Annotated in this window: 14 protein-coding genes; 5 read left to right on the top strand and 9 right to left on the bottom strand. The window is 64.1% G+C overall.

Going from position 1 to position 15,442, the window contains the following annotated elements:
- The first annotated feature begins 23 nt into the window (after positions 1 to 23).
- The 3 genes from BUS12_RS28615 (at position 24) to BUS12_RS28605 (ending at position 3,239) form a co-directional block, all read left to right on the top strand.
- Complete coding sequence (locus BUS12_RS28615; protein WP_074300730.1) at positions 24 to 1,406, top strand: MFS transporter; 1,383 nt, start codon at positions 24 to 26, stop codon at positions 1,404 to 1,406.
- A 358-nt stretch (positions 1,407 to 1,764) separates the two neighbouring features.
- Positions 1,765 to 2,592, top strand: coding sequence for a ferritin-like domain-containing protein (locus tag BUS12_RS28610; RefSeq protein ID WP_074300729.1), 828 nt, complete (start codon positions 1,765 to 1,767; stop codon positions 2,590 to 2,592).
- Between the two features lie 122 nt (positions 2,593 to 2,714).
- The gene (locus BUS12_RS28605) at positions 2,715 to 3,239 is read left to right on the top strand and encodes a hypothetical protein (protein WP_074300728.1); all 525 of its coding nucleotides are present in this window, start codon (positions 2,715 to 2,717) and stop codon (positions 3,237 to 3,239) included.
- Positions 3,240 to 3,258: 19 nt separating this feature from the next.
- Here the strand turns inward: BUS12_RS28605 and BUS12_RS28600 are convergent, their stop codons facing one another.
- The 4 genes from BUS12_RS28600 to BUS12_RS28585 all read right to left on the bottom strand — a co-directional run bounded on the left by BUS12_RS28600 (position 3,259) and on the right by BUS12_RS28585 (position 7,822).
- Positions 3,259 to 4,848 carry a DEAD/DEAH box helicase gene (locus BUS12_RS28600; protein ID WP_074300727.1) on the bottom strand — a complete coding sequence of 530 codons (1,590 nt, stop codon included), beginning with the start codon at positions 4,846 to 4,848 and terminating at the stop codon, positions 3,259 to 3,261.
- Positions 4,849 to 5,025: 177 nt separating this feature from the next.
- Positions 5,026 to 5,646, bottom strand: a complete 621-nt coding sequence (trhA, locus tag BUS12_RS28595) for a PAQR family membrane homeostasis protein TrhA (protein ID WP_074301759.1) — start codon at positions 5,644 to 5,646, stop codon at positions 5,026 to 5,028.
- 124 nt (positions 5,647 to 5,770) lie between these two features.
- Positions 5,771 to 7,069, bottom strand: a complete 1,299-nt coding sequence (locus BUS12_RS28590) for a c-type cytochrome (RefSeq protein WP_074300726.1) — start codon at positions 7,067 to 7,069, stop codon at positions 5,771 to 5,773.
- A gap of 21 nt (positions 7,070 to 7,090) precedes the next feature.
- The gene (locus BUS12_RS28585; RefSeq protein WP_074300725.1) at positions 7,091 to 7,822 is read right to left on the bottom strand and encodes a c-type cytochrome; all 732 of its coding nucleotides are present in this window, start codon (positions 7,820 to 7,822) and stop codon (positions 7,091 to 7,093) included.
- A gap of 476 nt (positions 7,823 to 8,298) precedes the next feature.
- Between BUS12_RS28585 and BUS12_RS28580 the strand changes: the two genes are divergently transcribed.
- Entirely contained in the window at positions 8,299 to 9,228 is a 930-nt protein-coding gene (locus tag BUS12_RS28580; RefSeq protein WP_074300724.1) for a CopD family protein, read from the top strand.
- Between the two features lie 170 nt (positions 9,229 to 9,398).
- Here the strand turns inward: BUS12_RS28580 and BUS12_RS28575 are convergent, their stop codons facing one another.
- The 4 genes from BUS12_RS28575 to dgoD form a co-directional block, all read right to left on the bottom strand.
- Positions 9,399 to 9,611 (bottom strand): YodC family protein, encoded by a 213-nt coding sequence (locus tag BUS12_RS28575; RefSeq protein WP_083640754.1) that lies wholly within the window; start codon positions 9,609 to 9,611, stop codon positions 9,399 to 9,401.
- A gap of 113 nt (positions 9,612 to 9,724) precedes the next feature.
- Positions 9,725 to 10,027 (bottom strand): hypothetical protein, encoded by a 303-nt coding sequence (locus BUS12_RS28570; protein WP_074301758.1) that lies wholly within the window; start codon positions 10,025 to 10,027, stop codon positions 9,725 to 9,727.
- 234 nt (positions 10,028 to 10,261) lie between these two features.
- Positions 10,262 to 11,494: an MFS transporter gene (locus BUS12_RS28565; protein ID WP_083640753.1), complete on the bottom strand. Its 1,233-nt coding sequence runs from the start codon at positions 11,492 to 11,494 to the stop codon at positions 10,262 to 10,264.
- Positions 11,495 to 11,643: 149 nt separating this feature from the next.
- A complete protein-coding gene (gene dgoD / locus BUS12_RS28560) occupies positions 11,644 to 12,792 on the bottom strand; it encodes a galactonate dehydratase (RefSeq protein ID WP_074263425.1) in 1,149 nt (382 codons plus the stop codon).
- A gap of 183 nt (positions 12,793 to 12,975) precedes the next feature.
- Between dgoD and BUS12_RS28555 the strand changes: the two genes are divergently transcribed.
- Complete coding sequence (locus BUS12_RS28555) at positions 12,976 to 13,716, top strand: FadR/GntR family transcriptional regulator (protein ID WP_253190225.1); 741 nt, start codon at positions 12,976 to 12,978, stop codon at positions 13,714 to 13,716.
- Between the two features lie 24 nt (positions 13,717 to 13,740).
- Here the strand turns inward: BUS12_RS28555 and BUS12_RS28550 are convergent, their stop codons facing one another.
- A complete protein-coding gene (locus tag BUS12_RS28550; RefSeq protein WP_429307289.1) occupies positions 13,741 to 15,228 on the bottom strand; it encodes a DHA2 family efflux MFS transporter permease subunit in 1,488 nt (495 codons plus the stop codon).
- Positions 15,229 to 15,442 lie beyond the last annotated feature (214 nt).

Raw genomic sequence — 15,442 nt, 5'->3', positions numbered from 1 at the left:
CCGCGTCTTCTGCAGATCCGACCATGACCGACCTCGCTTCGCCTGCCGCTGCGGCGGCCGCTCCTCATCCCGCCGCGCCGGTGTCGAAAGCGATGGTCCGGCGCATCATCTTCTCGTCGTCCGTCGGCAATGCGCTGGAATGGTTCGACTTTTCGGTCTATGGCTACTTCGCCAGCCTCATCGCGAAGCAGTTCTTCCCGATGCACGACGAGTGGCTCTCGACGCTGCTGGCCATCGCCACCTTCGGCATCTCGTTCCTGATGCGGCCGTTCGGCGCCGTGATCCTTGGCATCTACGGCGACCGGAAGGGCCGCAAGGCGGCGCTGACGCTCTCGATTGCGCTGATGATGGTCGGCACCTTGACGATGGCCGTGATGCCGCCGTATGCGGCGATCGGCATCACGGCGCCGGTATTGATCCTGGTCGCGCGGCTCGTGCAAGGGTTTGCGGTGGGCGGCGAGTTCGGCAGCGCGACGGCCTTCATGGTCGAACACAGCCCCACGCGGCGCGGCTATTTCGCGAGCTGGCAGTTCGCCAGCCAGGGGCTTGCGGCGATTCTCGCGGCCGCCTTCGGCTCGCTGCTCACCGCGTGGATGTCGCCCGAGCACCTGAGTAGCTGGGGCTGGCGCATTCCGTTCCTGTTCGGTGTGCTAATCGGGCCGATTGGCTATTACATCCGCTCGCATCTGGACGAGACGCCCGAATTTCTGGCGCTGCGCCGCGAACGCGACCATGACGAATCAGGCGGCAAGCCGAGCGGCTCGCCCCGCGGCAAGACAAGCGACCCGGCCGCTTCGTTCAGCAGCCAATGGGTGAACCTGCTTCTTGCGATCGGCATCGTCGCGCAATCGACGGTGGGCGTATACGTCCTGCAGCTCTATATGCCGCTGTATGCCGTGAAACAGTTGCACATGCCGGCGGCCGTCTCATTCGGCGCCGTGGTGCTCAACGGCGGTCTGCAACTCGTGCTGTCGCCGGTGATGGGCGCGTGGTCCGACCGCATCGGCCGTATCCGCATCATGCTGGGTACATCGTTGCTGATGGGCGTGCTGATCTATCCAATGTTCGCACTGCTGCAGAGTCACCCGACCGTCGGCTGGCTGTTGCTCCTGCAAGGCACGGCCGGCATCCTCAAGGCCGCGTATTCGGGGCCCATGCCGGCCCTGATGTCCGAAATCTTTCCGACCCATGTGCGTTCGACGGGTCTTTCGATCGGCTACAGCATCGGCGTGACGGTCTTCGGCGGCTTTGCGCCGACGATCGTAGAGACCTTCATCCATCTGACCGGCGACAAGCTTGCGCCCAGCTATTACGTGCTGGCGGCTGCGTTGCTGTCCGGCCTGTCGCTTGCGATCGTCGCCTGGCGCAGACGCCGTGTGGGGCGCAGCATATCCTTCGCGCATTAAACGCGCGGCCCGCAGCGCAGCCGCTTCCCGGCCGCTGAGCCTTACCGCGCATTACGTTGCGCGTCGTCTATCGCAGTGTGTCCAACGGCGGGCAGCGCGTCGCAGGCTGCCTTTTTTGTGCGCTGCGGCCGCTTTGTGTTGTTCTGGAACATTTCGACTACCGGCCGTCGGAACTGCCGCGCGTGGGTATGGTCTGTGCTGTGTTATCTGCAGAGTTGCGGAACACCAGCTAAGATGCAAGATACAAGGGGTTAACTCTAATTCAAGGCGCTGTATCGACGCGACAAGCAGCCGGGCGAAACGCAGGCGGTTCTGGGCACGCTCTAGAAGTCGATATAGCTTTCGGAGCAAGGAACAAATGCACACTGAGCGTAACCATGTGATGCCCTGGCGGATTGAGGACATCGACCTCAGCCGGATTGACAGGCAACGGGCCGTGGCCAACGAAGATCTGCTGCTTCTGCTGTGCGCCGCTTCGTTCATTGAAAGCGGTACGGATCTCTACACCAGCAATCTGAGTACCTTCTTCAACGGCGACCCTGAAGTGTCGGCGTGGCTCAACAACGAGTGGGAGCCGGAAGAGATGCAGCACGGCCGGGCCCTGAAGACCTATATCGCTTACGTGTGGCCGGAATTCGACTGGGACACGGCCTTCAGCAATTTCTTCGAGGAGTATTCGAAGACGTGCTCCGTCGAAGACTTCGAAAAGACGCGTGCGCTTGAAATGGTTGCACGCTGCGTGGTGGAGACGGGCACGGCGACCTTGTATCGCGCGATCGGCGAATGCTCGGACGAACCGGTGCTCAAGGAGATCACCGACCTTATCCGCACCGACGAAGTCCGTCACTACAAGCACTTTTTCAAATACTTCAAGAAGTACAACAAGATCGAGGGCAATGGCCGCCTGGCTGTGCTGGGTGCGCTGATGCGCCGCGTGCTGGAAATCAAGAACGAAGACTCGGAGATCGCGCTGCGGCATGTGTTTGCGATCCGCTATCCGGAGCGCGTGCATGATTCCGCCTATAACCGCGACCGGGCGGCGCGCATCAATACGCTGGTGCGTCGCAATCTGTCGGCGGACATGTGCGTGAAGATGCTGCTCAAGCCGCTCGATCTGCCCGCGCGGATTCAACCCGGCGTGCATTACCCGCTCGCCAAGATCACGCAGCATGTATTCTTTCGCTAGCGGCGTGGGCTGGGTTAGCGGCTCGCCGACTCGGCAAAAGGTTTGAAGAATGGCCCGCCTGTGCGGGCCATTCTTCATTTCGTAGTTCGATTCAAAGACGATTGATGAACCGGAGTCAGGCGATGACCGATTCTGCATCCCGACACCCGCTCGAACAGCTCGTGTTCGACGAATGGCCGGCCGCGCCGCGCGCATTGTTCGACGGCACCTCTCTCGCCAGCAAGACGGGTTTTACGGCGTCCTTTCTAACGACCGACGCAAACAATAGCCATGTGCGGACCTCGCTGCTGGGAGTAGGGGAGTTGTATGCGCCCGACTCGCGCACGCTGTGCGTCGCGTTATGGCCGCAATCGCGGGCGGCGGGTGTGCTCGCGCGCAGCGGCCGTGCGGCGCTGACGTTCGTCTGTGAGGAAGCGTTCTATCAGGTGCAGTTGCAGTTCGAGCCGCTGGCCGCGGTGCCTGGAGACAGTAGCGGTCTCGCCCACTTTATCGGCGCGATCGATACCGGCGAAGCGCAGCGCGTGCCCTATGCGCGCCTGACAGGCGGCATTACGTTCGAACTGGAGGAGGGAGGAGCGGCGGTGCTCGATCGGTGGGAACAGCAGATCGAGCACCTGAAGCAGGCCGCTGCGGCGGCCCGCCGTTGACGCGGCTAGGCAGCCAGGCTCACCGCCCGCGCTGCCCACCATTGCGCGGCGGCTGCGAGCTGCGCGGCGCATCGCCACGCGGCTTGGCGCCGCTCAGCAACGCGCCCGGGTTGCCGCCTTGCGGCTTGCCCTGACCCTGCGGCTTGCGCGGCGCATGCGTCGCACCGGCGCTGTCATGCGTGGCCGGACCCGGCTTGCCGTGATGGCGCGTCGTCTCGTGGCGCGGATTGTCCTTGCGCACCTGCGGTTGCGCGGCCGAGCCAGCCGGCTTGGCGCCTTGCGGCTTCGCCTGCTGCTGGGCGCCCGCCGGGCGCTGTCCCGAGCGCTGCCCCGGCTTGCCGGAACCGCCGTCGCGCCGGCCGCCGCCGTCACCCTTGGGTGCGCCTTGACCTTGACGCGGCTGACGGCCACCACCGCCGCCACCACCCTGGCCACGGCGCAGGATCGGCTCCGGCTTCGCATTCGGATCCGGTTCGAAACCGGCGATCACTTCTTGCGGCACGGCGCGCTTGATCAGCTTCTCGATGTCCTTCAACAACTGCAGTTCATCGACGCACACCAGCGACACCGCTTCGCCCGACGCCCCGGCGCGGCCGGTACGGCCGATGCGGTGCACATAGTCTTCCGGCACGTTCGGCAGGTCGTAGTTGACCACGTGCGGCAACTGGTCGATGTCGATGCCGCGTGCGGCGATATCGGTCGCCACCAGCACCTGCAGCGTATTGGTCTTGAACTCGGCCAGCGCGCGCGTGCGGGCCGACTGGCTCTTGTTGCCGTGAATCGCCAGTGCGCTGATGCCGTCCTTGGTCAGTTGCTCGGCAAGGCGGTTCGCGCCGTGCTTGGTGCGCGTGAACACCAGCACCTGGAACCAGTTGTGTTCCTTGATCAGGTGCGTGAGCAGCTCGCGCTTCTTGTCGCGGTCCACCGGGTGAATCTTTTGCGCCACCAGCTCGGCCGTCGTGTTGCGGCGGGCCACTTCGATCAGGGCCGGCGAATCGAGCAGATTGTCGGCGAGCGCCTTGATCTCATCGGAGAAGGTCGCGGAGAACAGCAGGTTCTGGCGCTTCGGCGGCAGCTTGGCCAGCACGCGCTTGATGTCGTGGATGAAGCCCATGTCGAGCATGCGGTCGGCTTCGTCGAGCACGAGGATCTCGAGATGCGACAGGTCGATGGTCTTCTGCTGCATGTGATCGAGCAGACGGCCAGGCGTGGCCACCACGATATCGATCCCACGACGCAGCGCGTCGATCTGCGGATTGATGCCGACACCGCCGAACATCACCGTCGACTTCAGCTTCAGGTACTTGCCGTATGCACGCACGCTTTCTTCGACCTGCGCGGCGAGTTCGCGCGTCGGCGTGAGGATCAGCGCGCGGACTACGCGCTTGCCGGCGGCCGTGGTGACCGGCGGCATGGTGTTCAGGCGCTGCAGGATCGGCAGCGTGAAGCCGGCCGTCTTGCCGGTGCCGGTCTGCGCGCCGGCGAGCAGGTCGCCGCCGTTCAGCACGGCCGGAATGGCCTGCAACTGGATCGGAGTAGGGGAGGTGTAACCGAGCTCGTGTACAGCGCGGACCAGTGGTTCGGACAAGCCGAGGGAATCAAAAGACATAAAAACTCTTTGCAATGCGGTATCGCGAACGGCAAATGCGCAGCCGAGAGGCGCGCATTCGAGGCCAAAGCCCAGATCCGGTCGCAGGGAAATCGGCGGCACACGCCAGCGTGTGCCGAATGCTTCAACGCGCTATCAAGACACGTTGACTGGCTTTAAGTTCGCCGTCGTGGTGTGTTACGCGACGTAGCGCGCAACACTGACGAATTGACACAGACTGCCCGCCAGTACGAACAGGTGCCAGATACCATGTCCGTGCCGGATGCGCTCGTCGTTGATGAAGAAGTAGATGCCGACGCTGTAGATGACCCCGCCGGCCACGAGCCATGCGGTGCCCGCGGCCGGTAATGCTTCGACCAGCGGACGAATGGCAACGAGCGCGAGCCATCCCATCAAGACATACAGCACCATCGAAACGCTACGGGTGCGGCGCCCGAGCGTCAGTTCCTGCACGATGCCAAGGACCGCAAGCCCCCAGCTTACCCCGAATAGGGACCAGCCCCACGGCCCACGCAAGGTGACCAGCGTGAACGGCGTGTAACTGCCGGCGATCAGCAGGTAGATCGCCGAATGATCGCATTTTTGCAGGACCGCCTTCACGCGCGGGTTGCGCACGCTATGGTATAGAGTGGATATAGCATACAGCACGATCAGCATCGCACCGTAGACGCTGAAACTGACGACCTTGTACGGATCGTCCTCCAGCGCGCCCATCGTCACGAGCGCAGCCAGCCCCGCCACCGACAGCACCGCGCCGACGAGGTGGGTAATGCTGTTAAAACGCTCACCGACATGCACGACATCTTCTCCTACCCGGTCCATGTGTGCCATTGTGCACGACGATGTCCGGCCCCGGTCCAAAAAACAGAAGGGCGCGGCCGCGATTTCCCGCAGGCCGCGCCCTCCTTACCTCTTGCGTCGCTCAGTCGAGCGGCGCGGAACGCAGATCCGCCACCTGCTGCGGCGACACCGCCGTGCCGTGGTTGCCCCACGACATCCGGATGTAGGTCACCACGGCTGCGACTTCCTGATTCGACAGCGATTGCGCGAACGGCGGCATGCCGTACGGCTTCGGATTGCCATCCGTGCTCGGCGGATACCCGCCGTTCAACACCATGCGGATCGGGTTCACCGCCGACGGCATCTGGATAGACGGGTTGTTGGCCAGCGGCGGGAAGTTCGGCGGTTGGCCGAGACCGTTCGCCTCGTGGCACTTCGCGCAGTTGTCCGTGTAGACCTTTTGACCTTGCTGCAGCAGTTCAGTGCCGAACTGCGCCGACGTTTCCAGTTGCAGGTTTTCCGGCGCTTCGCTCTTCTGCGGAATGGTCTTCAGATACGTGGACATTGCCTGGATGTCTTCGTCCGACATGTACTGCAAGCTGTTGTGAACCACTTCAGCCATCGGACCGAACACCGCGCCGCGTTGCGACACGCCGGTCTTCAGCAGATCCTGGATGTCCTTGATGTCCCAGTCGCCCAGACCCGCTTCCTTGTTCGACGTGAGCGACGGAGCGTACCAGTTCTGCAGCGGGATCAGGCCGCCCGCGAAGGCGGCCGAGTTCACCGGGCCGCCCATGGCGTTGATCGACGTGTGGCACATGCCGCAATGGCCTAGGCCTTCGATCAGGTACGCGCCGCGATTCCACTCCACCGACTTGGTCGGATCCGCCTTGTACTCGCCTTCACGGAAGAACAGCGTGCGCCAGCCGATCAGCAGGTTGCGGTTGTTGAACGGGAACTTCAGTTCGTGCGGACGGCTCGGCACGTTGACCGGCGCGACCGAGCGCAGGTACGCGTAGATCGCGTCCGCATCGGCCCGCGTGACCTTCGTGTAGCTCGTGAACGGGAAGCCCGGGTACAGCAGGCTGCCGTCCTTGGAGCGGCCGGTGTGCATGGCGCGGTAGAAGTCGTCCTGGGTCCACTTGCCGATGCCGTATTGATCGTCAGGCGTGATGTTCGGCGTGAACATCGTGCCGAACGGCGTGGCCATGGGCAGGCCGCCGGCGAACTCCTTGCCGCCGCGCACCGTGTGGCAGGCAATACAGTCGCCGGCCCGGGCGAGATACTCGCCCTTCTTGATCAGGTCCGCCTGGTCGGCGGGGGTGGCGGCCATGGCGCTGCCGTTGTGCAGGTTGTCGCCGCCCGACCACAGGACGGGAACGAGGGCCGCGGCCGCAGCCACGACGACTGCCGAAAGGGCGAACACAGTCTTGCGTTTCATTTGGTCATCTCTCCCGGTGCCTTATTGCGGTTCGCTGCCGCAGGCAAGCGGAGTCTTCATCGAACGGGCCGGAGCCGGCACGGGATTCTGCGGTGCCGTCTGGGTGGACAACCATGAAGCAACAGCATTCACGTCGTCATCAGTCAAGCGGGTGGCGATGGTGTGCATGCAGTCAGGCGCAATGGCATGCCGCGAGCCCGAGCGCCAGGCGCCGAGCTGTGCGCTGATGTAGTCCGCATGCAGACCGACCAGACCCGGGATGGCCGGTTCCATGCCGGTCAGCGCCTTGCCGTGGCAAGCGGCGCAAGCCGGGATCTGTTTCGATGCGTCGCCATGCAGCACGATGTCCTGGCCGCGCGCGATCGTATCCGACGAGACCGTGGGTTTGGCCGGCGGCGGGTACGGCGGGCGCTGCTGCGAGAAGTACGCCGCGATCTGATGAAGGTAGTCGTCCGAGAGATACGTGACGAGGTAGTTCATGGGCGGGTACTTGCGACGCCCTTCGCGGAAGTTCTTGAGCTGGTTGTACAGGTAGTCAGCCGGTTTGCCCGCGAGGCGTGGGAAGTAGTCGTTGTCCGTCCCCTGACCGTGCGTGCCGTGGCAGGCCGCACAGGCCTGCACGCGCGCTTCCATCGTGTCCGGAGTCTTGGGTTGAGTCTGCGCTTTCGCAGCGCTAAAGACGCCTGCGGCCGAGATCAGCAGCAGGGCGAGCAGCGGGCGGAAAATGCGTCTAGAAGACACGCGTAACTCCATCAAATTCGGGGACCCGACCGAACTTCGTGCGGCTCGGCTTGAGGGCAACGGGGGGCTGGCGCGACGCAGCATTCTATCATCGCTGGGTGATGGTGACTATTTGCCACAGGCTGCATCGTTCCCCTCGTAAACGCCGATGTGACAGTTTGGCGCAGTGTGTATCGGGCGTGTCTCACATGCTTTTTGGATCGGCTTTGCAACCCTTCGCTGACCATTGCGCGGCGTCGGCCTGCAACTAAGTTGAACCCACACGCACACGGACCATCGAAGCGTACACTCCCGGGGCGCCGGTGTCTTGCTGCGCTGCGCGCATCCCTTCCCCCTGTATTTTCGACAAGCAATCCGCCTTTCATGAAGCTATCCGATTTCCCCCGTTCAGCGCCGCAGCCACTCGCTGCCGGACGCTCCACCATCACATGGACCGCGGCTTCGGCTGCCGGCCGTCGTATCCAGGGCACTCACGCGTTGGCTGTCAAATGAGGGTCGACGGATTGTGGATCGGGCAGGTCGCCATGGCCGCGCTCATGAATGTCGCGTTTGCGTATGCGGTCGGTTCGGCGCTGCTCGGCGCGTGGCTCGCCAAAGATGCCCAGGCCAAGGTCGCGCCGGCGCGTCCCGCATGGTTGCGTGCGCAACGCTCGATGCTGACGGCCACCGTCGTGCTGGTGCTCGCCGACCTCGGCTGGCTGCTGTATCAGGCCGCGGCGATGAGCGGCAGCGCCTTGCCGCAGGCGTTCGGCGTGATCCCGACGGTGCTGTCGCAGACGCACGTCGGCTATGCGTGGAGCGTTGCCTTTGTCGGTGCGCTGGTGTTGCTGCTGACCGCCATGTCTTCGCACGCGAGTACCTTGCGCAATGCGCTGCTGTGGCTAGCGGTGATCGCGATCGGCGCGGGCAAGGCGTCGCTCGGTCATGCGGCCGATGCCGGACCGGCGTCCGCCGCGATCGGCGTGCAGACCTTGCACGTGCTCGCCACCAGCGTGTGGGGCGGGCTCGTCGTGACGGCCGGCCTGACGGTGCTGCCGGCGCTCGGCACGTCGACCGCGCGCGGCATCCTGATCCGCACGGCCATGCAGGTCTCGAACGTGTCGCTGGTCGCGGTGGTGTTCGTACTGCTAACGGGGATCTTCAACGCTGTGCGGGGATCGGGTGGGTCGTTCGAGGCCATTCAGATCAGCACGTGGGGACATGTGCTGATCCTCAAGCTGGCACTGGTCGCGCTGGCGCTGGTGCTCGGCGGGTTGAACCGTTTCCTGGCGCTGCCGCGGCTGCGCCGCACCGCGTCGACGATGGACGCTCACACTTTCACCAACGTGCTGTACCTCGAAGCGCTGGCGATGATCGGCGTGTTCATCGCGGCGGCCGCGCTGTCGCATAGCGTGCCGGCGTTCGTTCCGCTGGGCTGAGGGCGCGGGGACGCGGGTCGCGGCCCGACCAATCACGGCCCGGCCTATAGCAGCCCGGCCCGTGGCGTCTCGCCCCACCGCGTCCCAGCCAAAAAAACGCCGCACAGCATACATGTGCGGCGTTAAACACACGGTCGCCCGGCAGGAGCCGGTTGCCCCGTTATTGCAGGTTAAGCGGCGAGCGCCTTGGGCACCCGCTCCAGCATCGTTTCAGGAAACATCTCCTGACGCAGTTCGCCGTCGTCGTCGAACCATTGGCAGATCAGCCAGGTGCCCGGTGCGAACACCACCGGCCCGACCCATGTGGCCGTCATCGCACGGCCACCCGATTTGAGCGTCAGCACGTCGCCGCCGCGGTATGGGGTTCGTTTTGACAGAAGCATCGCTTTCATCCCGTTCGGTCGTCCACTCGGTTCTTATCGGCTGCTTCGGTCGGGCCGGGCGCTCAACGCCTGATGACCCGCGCCGGCTGCCCGGTCCGTTGCAGCTATGCGGCTTATTCGAAGCCCAGCTTGTGGCCGAGGATCGGCGCGCAGAACAGCGCGATCGCGCAGCCGCTTACCTTGCCTTCGAGTTCGGCGCTGGCGGCGTGTGCGCCGTAGAGTTGGGTCAGCAGGTCGAACAGTTGCGGCGCGCAATAGATCACGGCGGCGGCGAGGAAGCACTTCTCCACCGTCGAGATGCGCCAGCCGCGTTGAAACGCCATTACCGCGCCGATTACGCGCAGTACGCCGAACACCACTAGCGCGCCCACGGCCGCCTGTTCGCGGATCAGATAGTCAGGAAGAAATTCGCCCATGATGGTCTCTCGCATCGTCTTTTGCATGCGATAGAGCAAAGAGCGGGCCAGGCGCGCGGCGCACGCCGGGGTGACGGCCTGAAAGCCTTGTGCGGCAAGGCTTTCAGGCGTTGAGGAGGAATCGTGAACGGGCCCCGGACGGCGTTTTTAGACGGATTCCGTCCGGAATGTTACGTAACTGAGACGCCGTGGCCGTCGGGCGCCCGTAACATCCTCGGGCAGGCGTGGAGACGCTTATCGGATCCGTTCGATCCGGCCGACCAGAAACAGGTACGACAAGGCGCCCACCACGCCGACCGCGCTCATGAACACGAGGGCCGGCGCGAAATCGTTGCCTTTGACGAGCAGGCCGATCACGATCGGCACGCAGATCGACGACAGATTGCCCATCAGGTTGAACATGCCGCCGGTGAGGCCGAGCAGTTCTTTTTTCGCCATCGATGAAACCAGCACCCAGGTGATCGACGAAAAGCCGCTGCCGAAGAACGCGATGGCCATGAACAGGATCACCATCGACGGACTGTCGACGAAGTTCGCGCCGACGATCGTCGTGGACAGCAGCAGGCCCGTGACGACCGGCACCTTGCGTGCGACCGTGGCCGAGACACCGCGCCGGATCATCGCATCGGAGATCAGCCCGGAGGCCAGAATGCCGACGAAGGCGGCGAGAAACGGCACCGCGGCCATGAAGCCTGCCTTCAGGAAATCCATGTGGCGGTACTTGACGAGGTAGGTGGGAAACCACGTCAGGAAGAACCACAGCGTCGAGGTCACGGCGATCTGGCCGATATAGATGCCCCAGAGCTTGCGGTTGCCGAGTACGGCGCGCCAGTCGGCGGCGCTGTAGCGTGGCTGAGACGCGCGGGCGCTGCTGAGTTCGACAAGGCCGCCGCCGCGACGGATCGTATCGAGCTCCGCCTGGTTGATTCCCGCCGTCTCGGACGGTTCGCGATACAGCGCATACCAGACCAGCGCCCACACCACGCCAATGAGTCCCGTGAGGATGAACACGCCGTGCCAGCCGAAGTGCTGCTGGGTGAGGACGAGCGCAGGCGTCAGGAAGGCGAGACCGACGTACTGGCCCGAGGTGTAGACGGCAATGGCGCGGGCCCGCTCGCTATCGGGAAACCAGGTGGTGACGATGCGGTTGAGCGTCGGATAGGCCGGCGCTTCGAGCACGCCGAGCAGCACGCGCAAGGACAGCAGCAGCACGAACGCGCTGGCGAAGCCCTGCAGGACGGTGGCGAGCGACCAGAGGCCGATGATCAGCGCCATCATCAGACGGGGCCGCGCACGGTCCACCAGCATGCCGCCGGGAATCTGCAGCAAGGCATACGACCAGCCGAAGGCCGAGAACACCAGCCCCATGTGGGCCGGATCGAGTTGCAGGTCCTGCGCGATGGCGGTGGCCGCAATCGACAGGTTGCTGCGGTCCAGATAGGTGATGACGACGGTGATGAACAGCATGACCAGCAGACGGTGGCGCTTGCCGGTCGCGGCTTGCGTTTCGAACGTGGTTGTCTCCACTTAATGCTCCTTCTTTTATTGGCTTGCGCGCCGGATCTCACCCGACGCAAAAACGCCGCCCGCAGGCGGCGTTTCATCGCATCACAGGCTTACCACTCGGCGACGCTGCCGTCCGTATGGCGCCACACCGGATTGCGCCAGCGGTGGCCGACCTTGGCCATCTCGCGGACCTTCTCCTCGTTGACCTCGATGCCGAGCCCCGGGCCCTGCGGAATCGACACGAAGCCGTCTTCGTATTTGAAGACCTCGGGATTCTTGATGTAGTCGAGCAGGTCGTTGCCCTGGTTGTAGTGGATGCCGAGACTCTGTTCCTGGATGAACGCGTTGTAGCTGACCGCGTCGATCTGCAGGCAGGTGGCCAACGCGATCGGGCCGAGCGGGCAGTGCAGCGCGAGCGCCACGTCATAGGCTTCGGCCATCGAGGCGATCTTGCGGCACTCGGTAATGCCGCCCGCGTGCGAGGCGTCCGGCTGGATGATGTCCACATAGCCGCCCGCGAGGATGTGCTTGAAGTCCCAGCGCGAGTAGAGCCGCTCGCCGAGGGCGATCGGCGTGTTGGTCTGATTGACGATGTCGCGCAGCGCCTCGGCGTTTTCCGAGAGCACCGGTTCTTCGATGAAGAGCAGCTTGTACGGATCGAGTTCCTTGGCGAGCACCTTCGCCATCGGCTTATGCACGCGGCCGTGGAAGTCCACGCCAATGCCGATGTTCGGCCCCACCGCCTCACGCACGGCCGCCACGTTGTTGATGACGCCCTGCACCTTGTCGAAGGTATCGATGATCTGCAGCTCTTCCGAGCCGTTCATCTTCACCGCCTTGAAGCCGCGTTCGACCACGGCGCGCGCGTTGTTGGCGACGTCGCTCGGACGGTCGCCGCCGATCCACGAGTAGACCTTGATCCTGTCGCGCACCTGGCCGCCCAGCAGCGCATGCACGGGCACGCCGTGGTGCTTGCCCTTGATGTCCCACAGGGCCTGGTCGACGCCGGCAATCGCGCTCATCGTGATCGGGCCGCCGCGGTAGAAGCCCGCGCGGTACATCACCTGCCAGTGGTCTTCGATCAGCAGCGGGTCTTTGCCGATCAGATAGTCCGACAGCTCTTCGACGGCCGCCGCGACGGTATGCGCGCGGCCTTCGACGACCGGCTCGCCCCAACCGACGATGCCTTCGTCCGTCTCGATCTTGAGGAAGCACCAGCGCGGCGGAACGATGAAGGTTTCGAGCTTGGTGATTTTCATGGTGCGTGTCTCCTTGAGCCTGCTAGGCCGATCCTTGAGTGGCGGATGCCGGTGGATGCGTCTGCGTCCACCGGCGCGATATCTGAGGAGTCACATGCTACAACAAAATCGCCTTTAAATACTATTAATAGTACTATTGGCGGACGCATTCCATGCGCTTCCGGTGTAGGTGCTGTGGCCGGGATGCCGGATAATCGCGGTCGTTTCGACAATGAAGAGCGCCGGAAGACGGCGGGGAGAGCACTTATTCAGCACGATCTGCACGGGCGCGTCGCCCATCTGCTGGCCACAGCCATTCTGCGCGGCGACTACGCGCCGGAGACCATCCTGCCGCGCGAAGCCGAGTTGATGGAAACCTTCGGCGTGAGCCGCACGGTACTCAGGGAAGCGCTGCGCACGCTGACGTCCAAGGGGCTGATCGAGTCGCGTCCGCGGATCGGCACGCGCGTGCGACCGCGCGCGGCGTGGAACCTGCTCGATGTGGACGTGCTCGACTGGTACTCGCGGGTGGCCGAGCCGATGGCCTTCGCGCTCAAGCTGCAGGAAATGCGCGAGATGATCGAGCCGTATGCGGCGGCGCTGGCGGCGGCCTCTCATACCGCGCAGACGTTTGCCGCGCTCGACGCGGCGCATGCGGCGATGGTGGCCGCGCGCAACGTCGACGAATGGGTGCGGGCCGATCTGCGTTTTCATCTGAGCGTGCTGACGGCGTGCAGCAACGAATTGCTGATCCCGCTGGGCACGCTGATCGAACGCACGCTCGAGGCGCAGTTGCGCCTGAATGCGAAGCGCGCGGAGGTCTACAACGCGTCGCTCGCCGAGCACACGGCGGTGTTCGAAGCGATCCGCGCACGCGACGCGGCCGGCGCGCAGCAGGCAATGGCGGGCTTGCTCGGCGTGACGCGGCGGCGCATCGAGGGCTGAGCGTCGAGCGCGCCGCTACGCGCGCTAGTCCATCGCCGCGTGCGCAACCGACGCGTCCGGCGCTTTGTGCGCAGGGCGAATCAACAGCAGCAGCGGCACCACCAGCAGCGTGGCCACGAACATCAGCTTGAAGTCGTTCAGGTAGGCGATCATCGAAGCCTGCTGGGTGATCGACGCATTCATCACGGCGATGTCGTAGCGCGAGCCGTTCTCCAGCATGGGCTGCATGACGGGATTGAAGATATTGACGTTCGCCGCCAGGTCCGCATGGGCGACCTGGGTGCCGCGCGTCATCAGCGTCTGCACGATCGAAATGCCGATACTGCTGCCGATATTGCGCATCAGGCTGTAGGTCGCGGTGCCGTCGGCGCGCAGTTCTGGCGTGAGGGTGGAAAACGTCAGCGCGCTCAGCGGCACGAACACGAGACCGAGTCCGAAACCCTGGATCACGCCGGGCCACACGATATCCGAGGCGGACAGCACGATCGTGTAGTTCATCATTTGCCACAGCGCGAACGCGGAAATCAGGAAGCCCGCGAGCAGCAGCAGGCGCGCGTCGATGCGTTTGAGCAGGCGTCCGGCGCAGAGCATGGCGATCATCGTGCCGGCGCCGCTGGGCGCCGTGACCAGACCGGTGGTGGCGACCGGATAGTTCATCAGCGTCTGCAGCATGGGCGGCAGCAGCGCGCGCGTCGCATACATCACCGCGCCGATGACGAAAATGAAGAACGTGCCGGTGGCGAAGTTCGGGTCCTTCAGCAACTCGTATTTGAAGAACGAAGTTTTGCCGACCGTCGCCGTGTGGACGAGAAAGAACGCGAAGCTGATGGACGCCAGCAGCGCTTCGATGACGATTTCGTGCGAACCGAACCAGTCGAGTTGCTCGCCGCGGTCGAGCATGGCCTGCAGCGCGCCGATCGCGAGGGCCAGCGTCGCGAAGCCGAAGGCATCGAACTTCACGTCATGGCGCGGCGCCTTGCTCGGCAGAAACGTCAGGACCCCGAACAGCGCAAATGCGCCGACCGGCAGGTTGATGAAAAACACCCAGCGCCAGTTATAGCTTTCGGTGAGCCAGCCGCCGAGCGTCGGACCGAGAATCGGCCCCACCATCACGCCCATGCCCCATACGGCCATGGCTTGCCCCTGCTTCTCGCGCGGGTTGATGTCGAGCAGGATGGACTGCGACAACGGCACCAGCGAGGCCCCAAAAATCCCCTGCAGCAAACGCGAGGCGACGATCTCGCTCAGCGTCTCGGACAGGCCGCACAGCGCCGAGGCGATCGTGAAGCCGGCAATCGAAAACGCCAGCAGCCGCTTGACGCTGAAGCGGTCGGACAGCCAACCCGTCAGCGGCGTGGCGATGGCGGCGGCGACGATGTACGAGGTCAGCACCCACGTGATTTCGTCCTGCGACGCCGACAGCGTGCCCTGCATGTGCGGTAGCGCCACGTTGGCGATGGTGCTGTCGAGCGTCTGCATCAAGGTGGCGAGCATGATCGATACGGTGATCATGGGCCGGTTCAGCGCAGCGGCAGTACTCCCAGATATTGAGTCGGAAGACATGGGTGGGCGGGGCGGGCGGCGGGTGGAGACTCGGGTTGGAATAGATAGTAAGCATGCTTAGTATATAGATGAGGACGCCGTGCGAATACCAGGAACTGTACGGGTGTGGTGTGTGGTGCAGTCGTACAGGGCGGGGCCGCTGTTCGGCGCCCGCTTAGCCGGG

Source organism: Paraburkholderia phenazinium (genome assembly GCF_900142845.1).
In the GTDB taxonomy this organism is placed as follows: Bacteria; Pseudomonadota; Gammaproteobacteria; order Burkholderiales; family Burkholderiaceae; genus Paraburkholderia; species Paraburkholderia phenazinium_A.
This window is presented reverse-complemented; position numbering and strand designations above follow the sequence as displayed.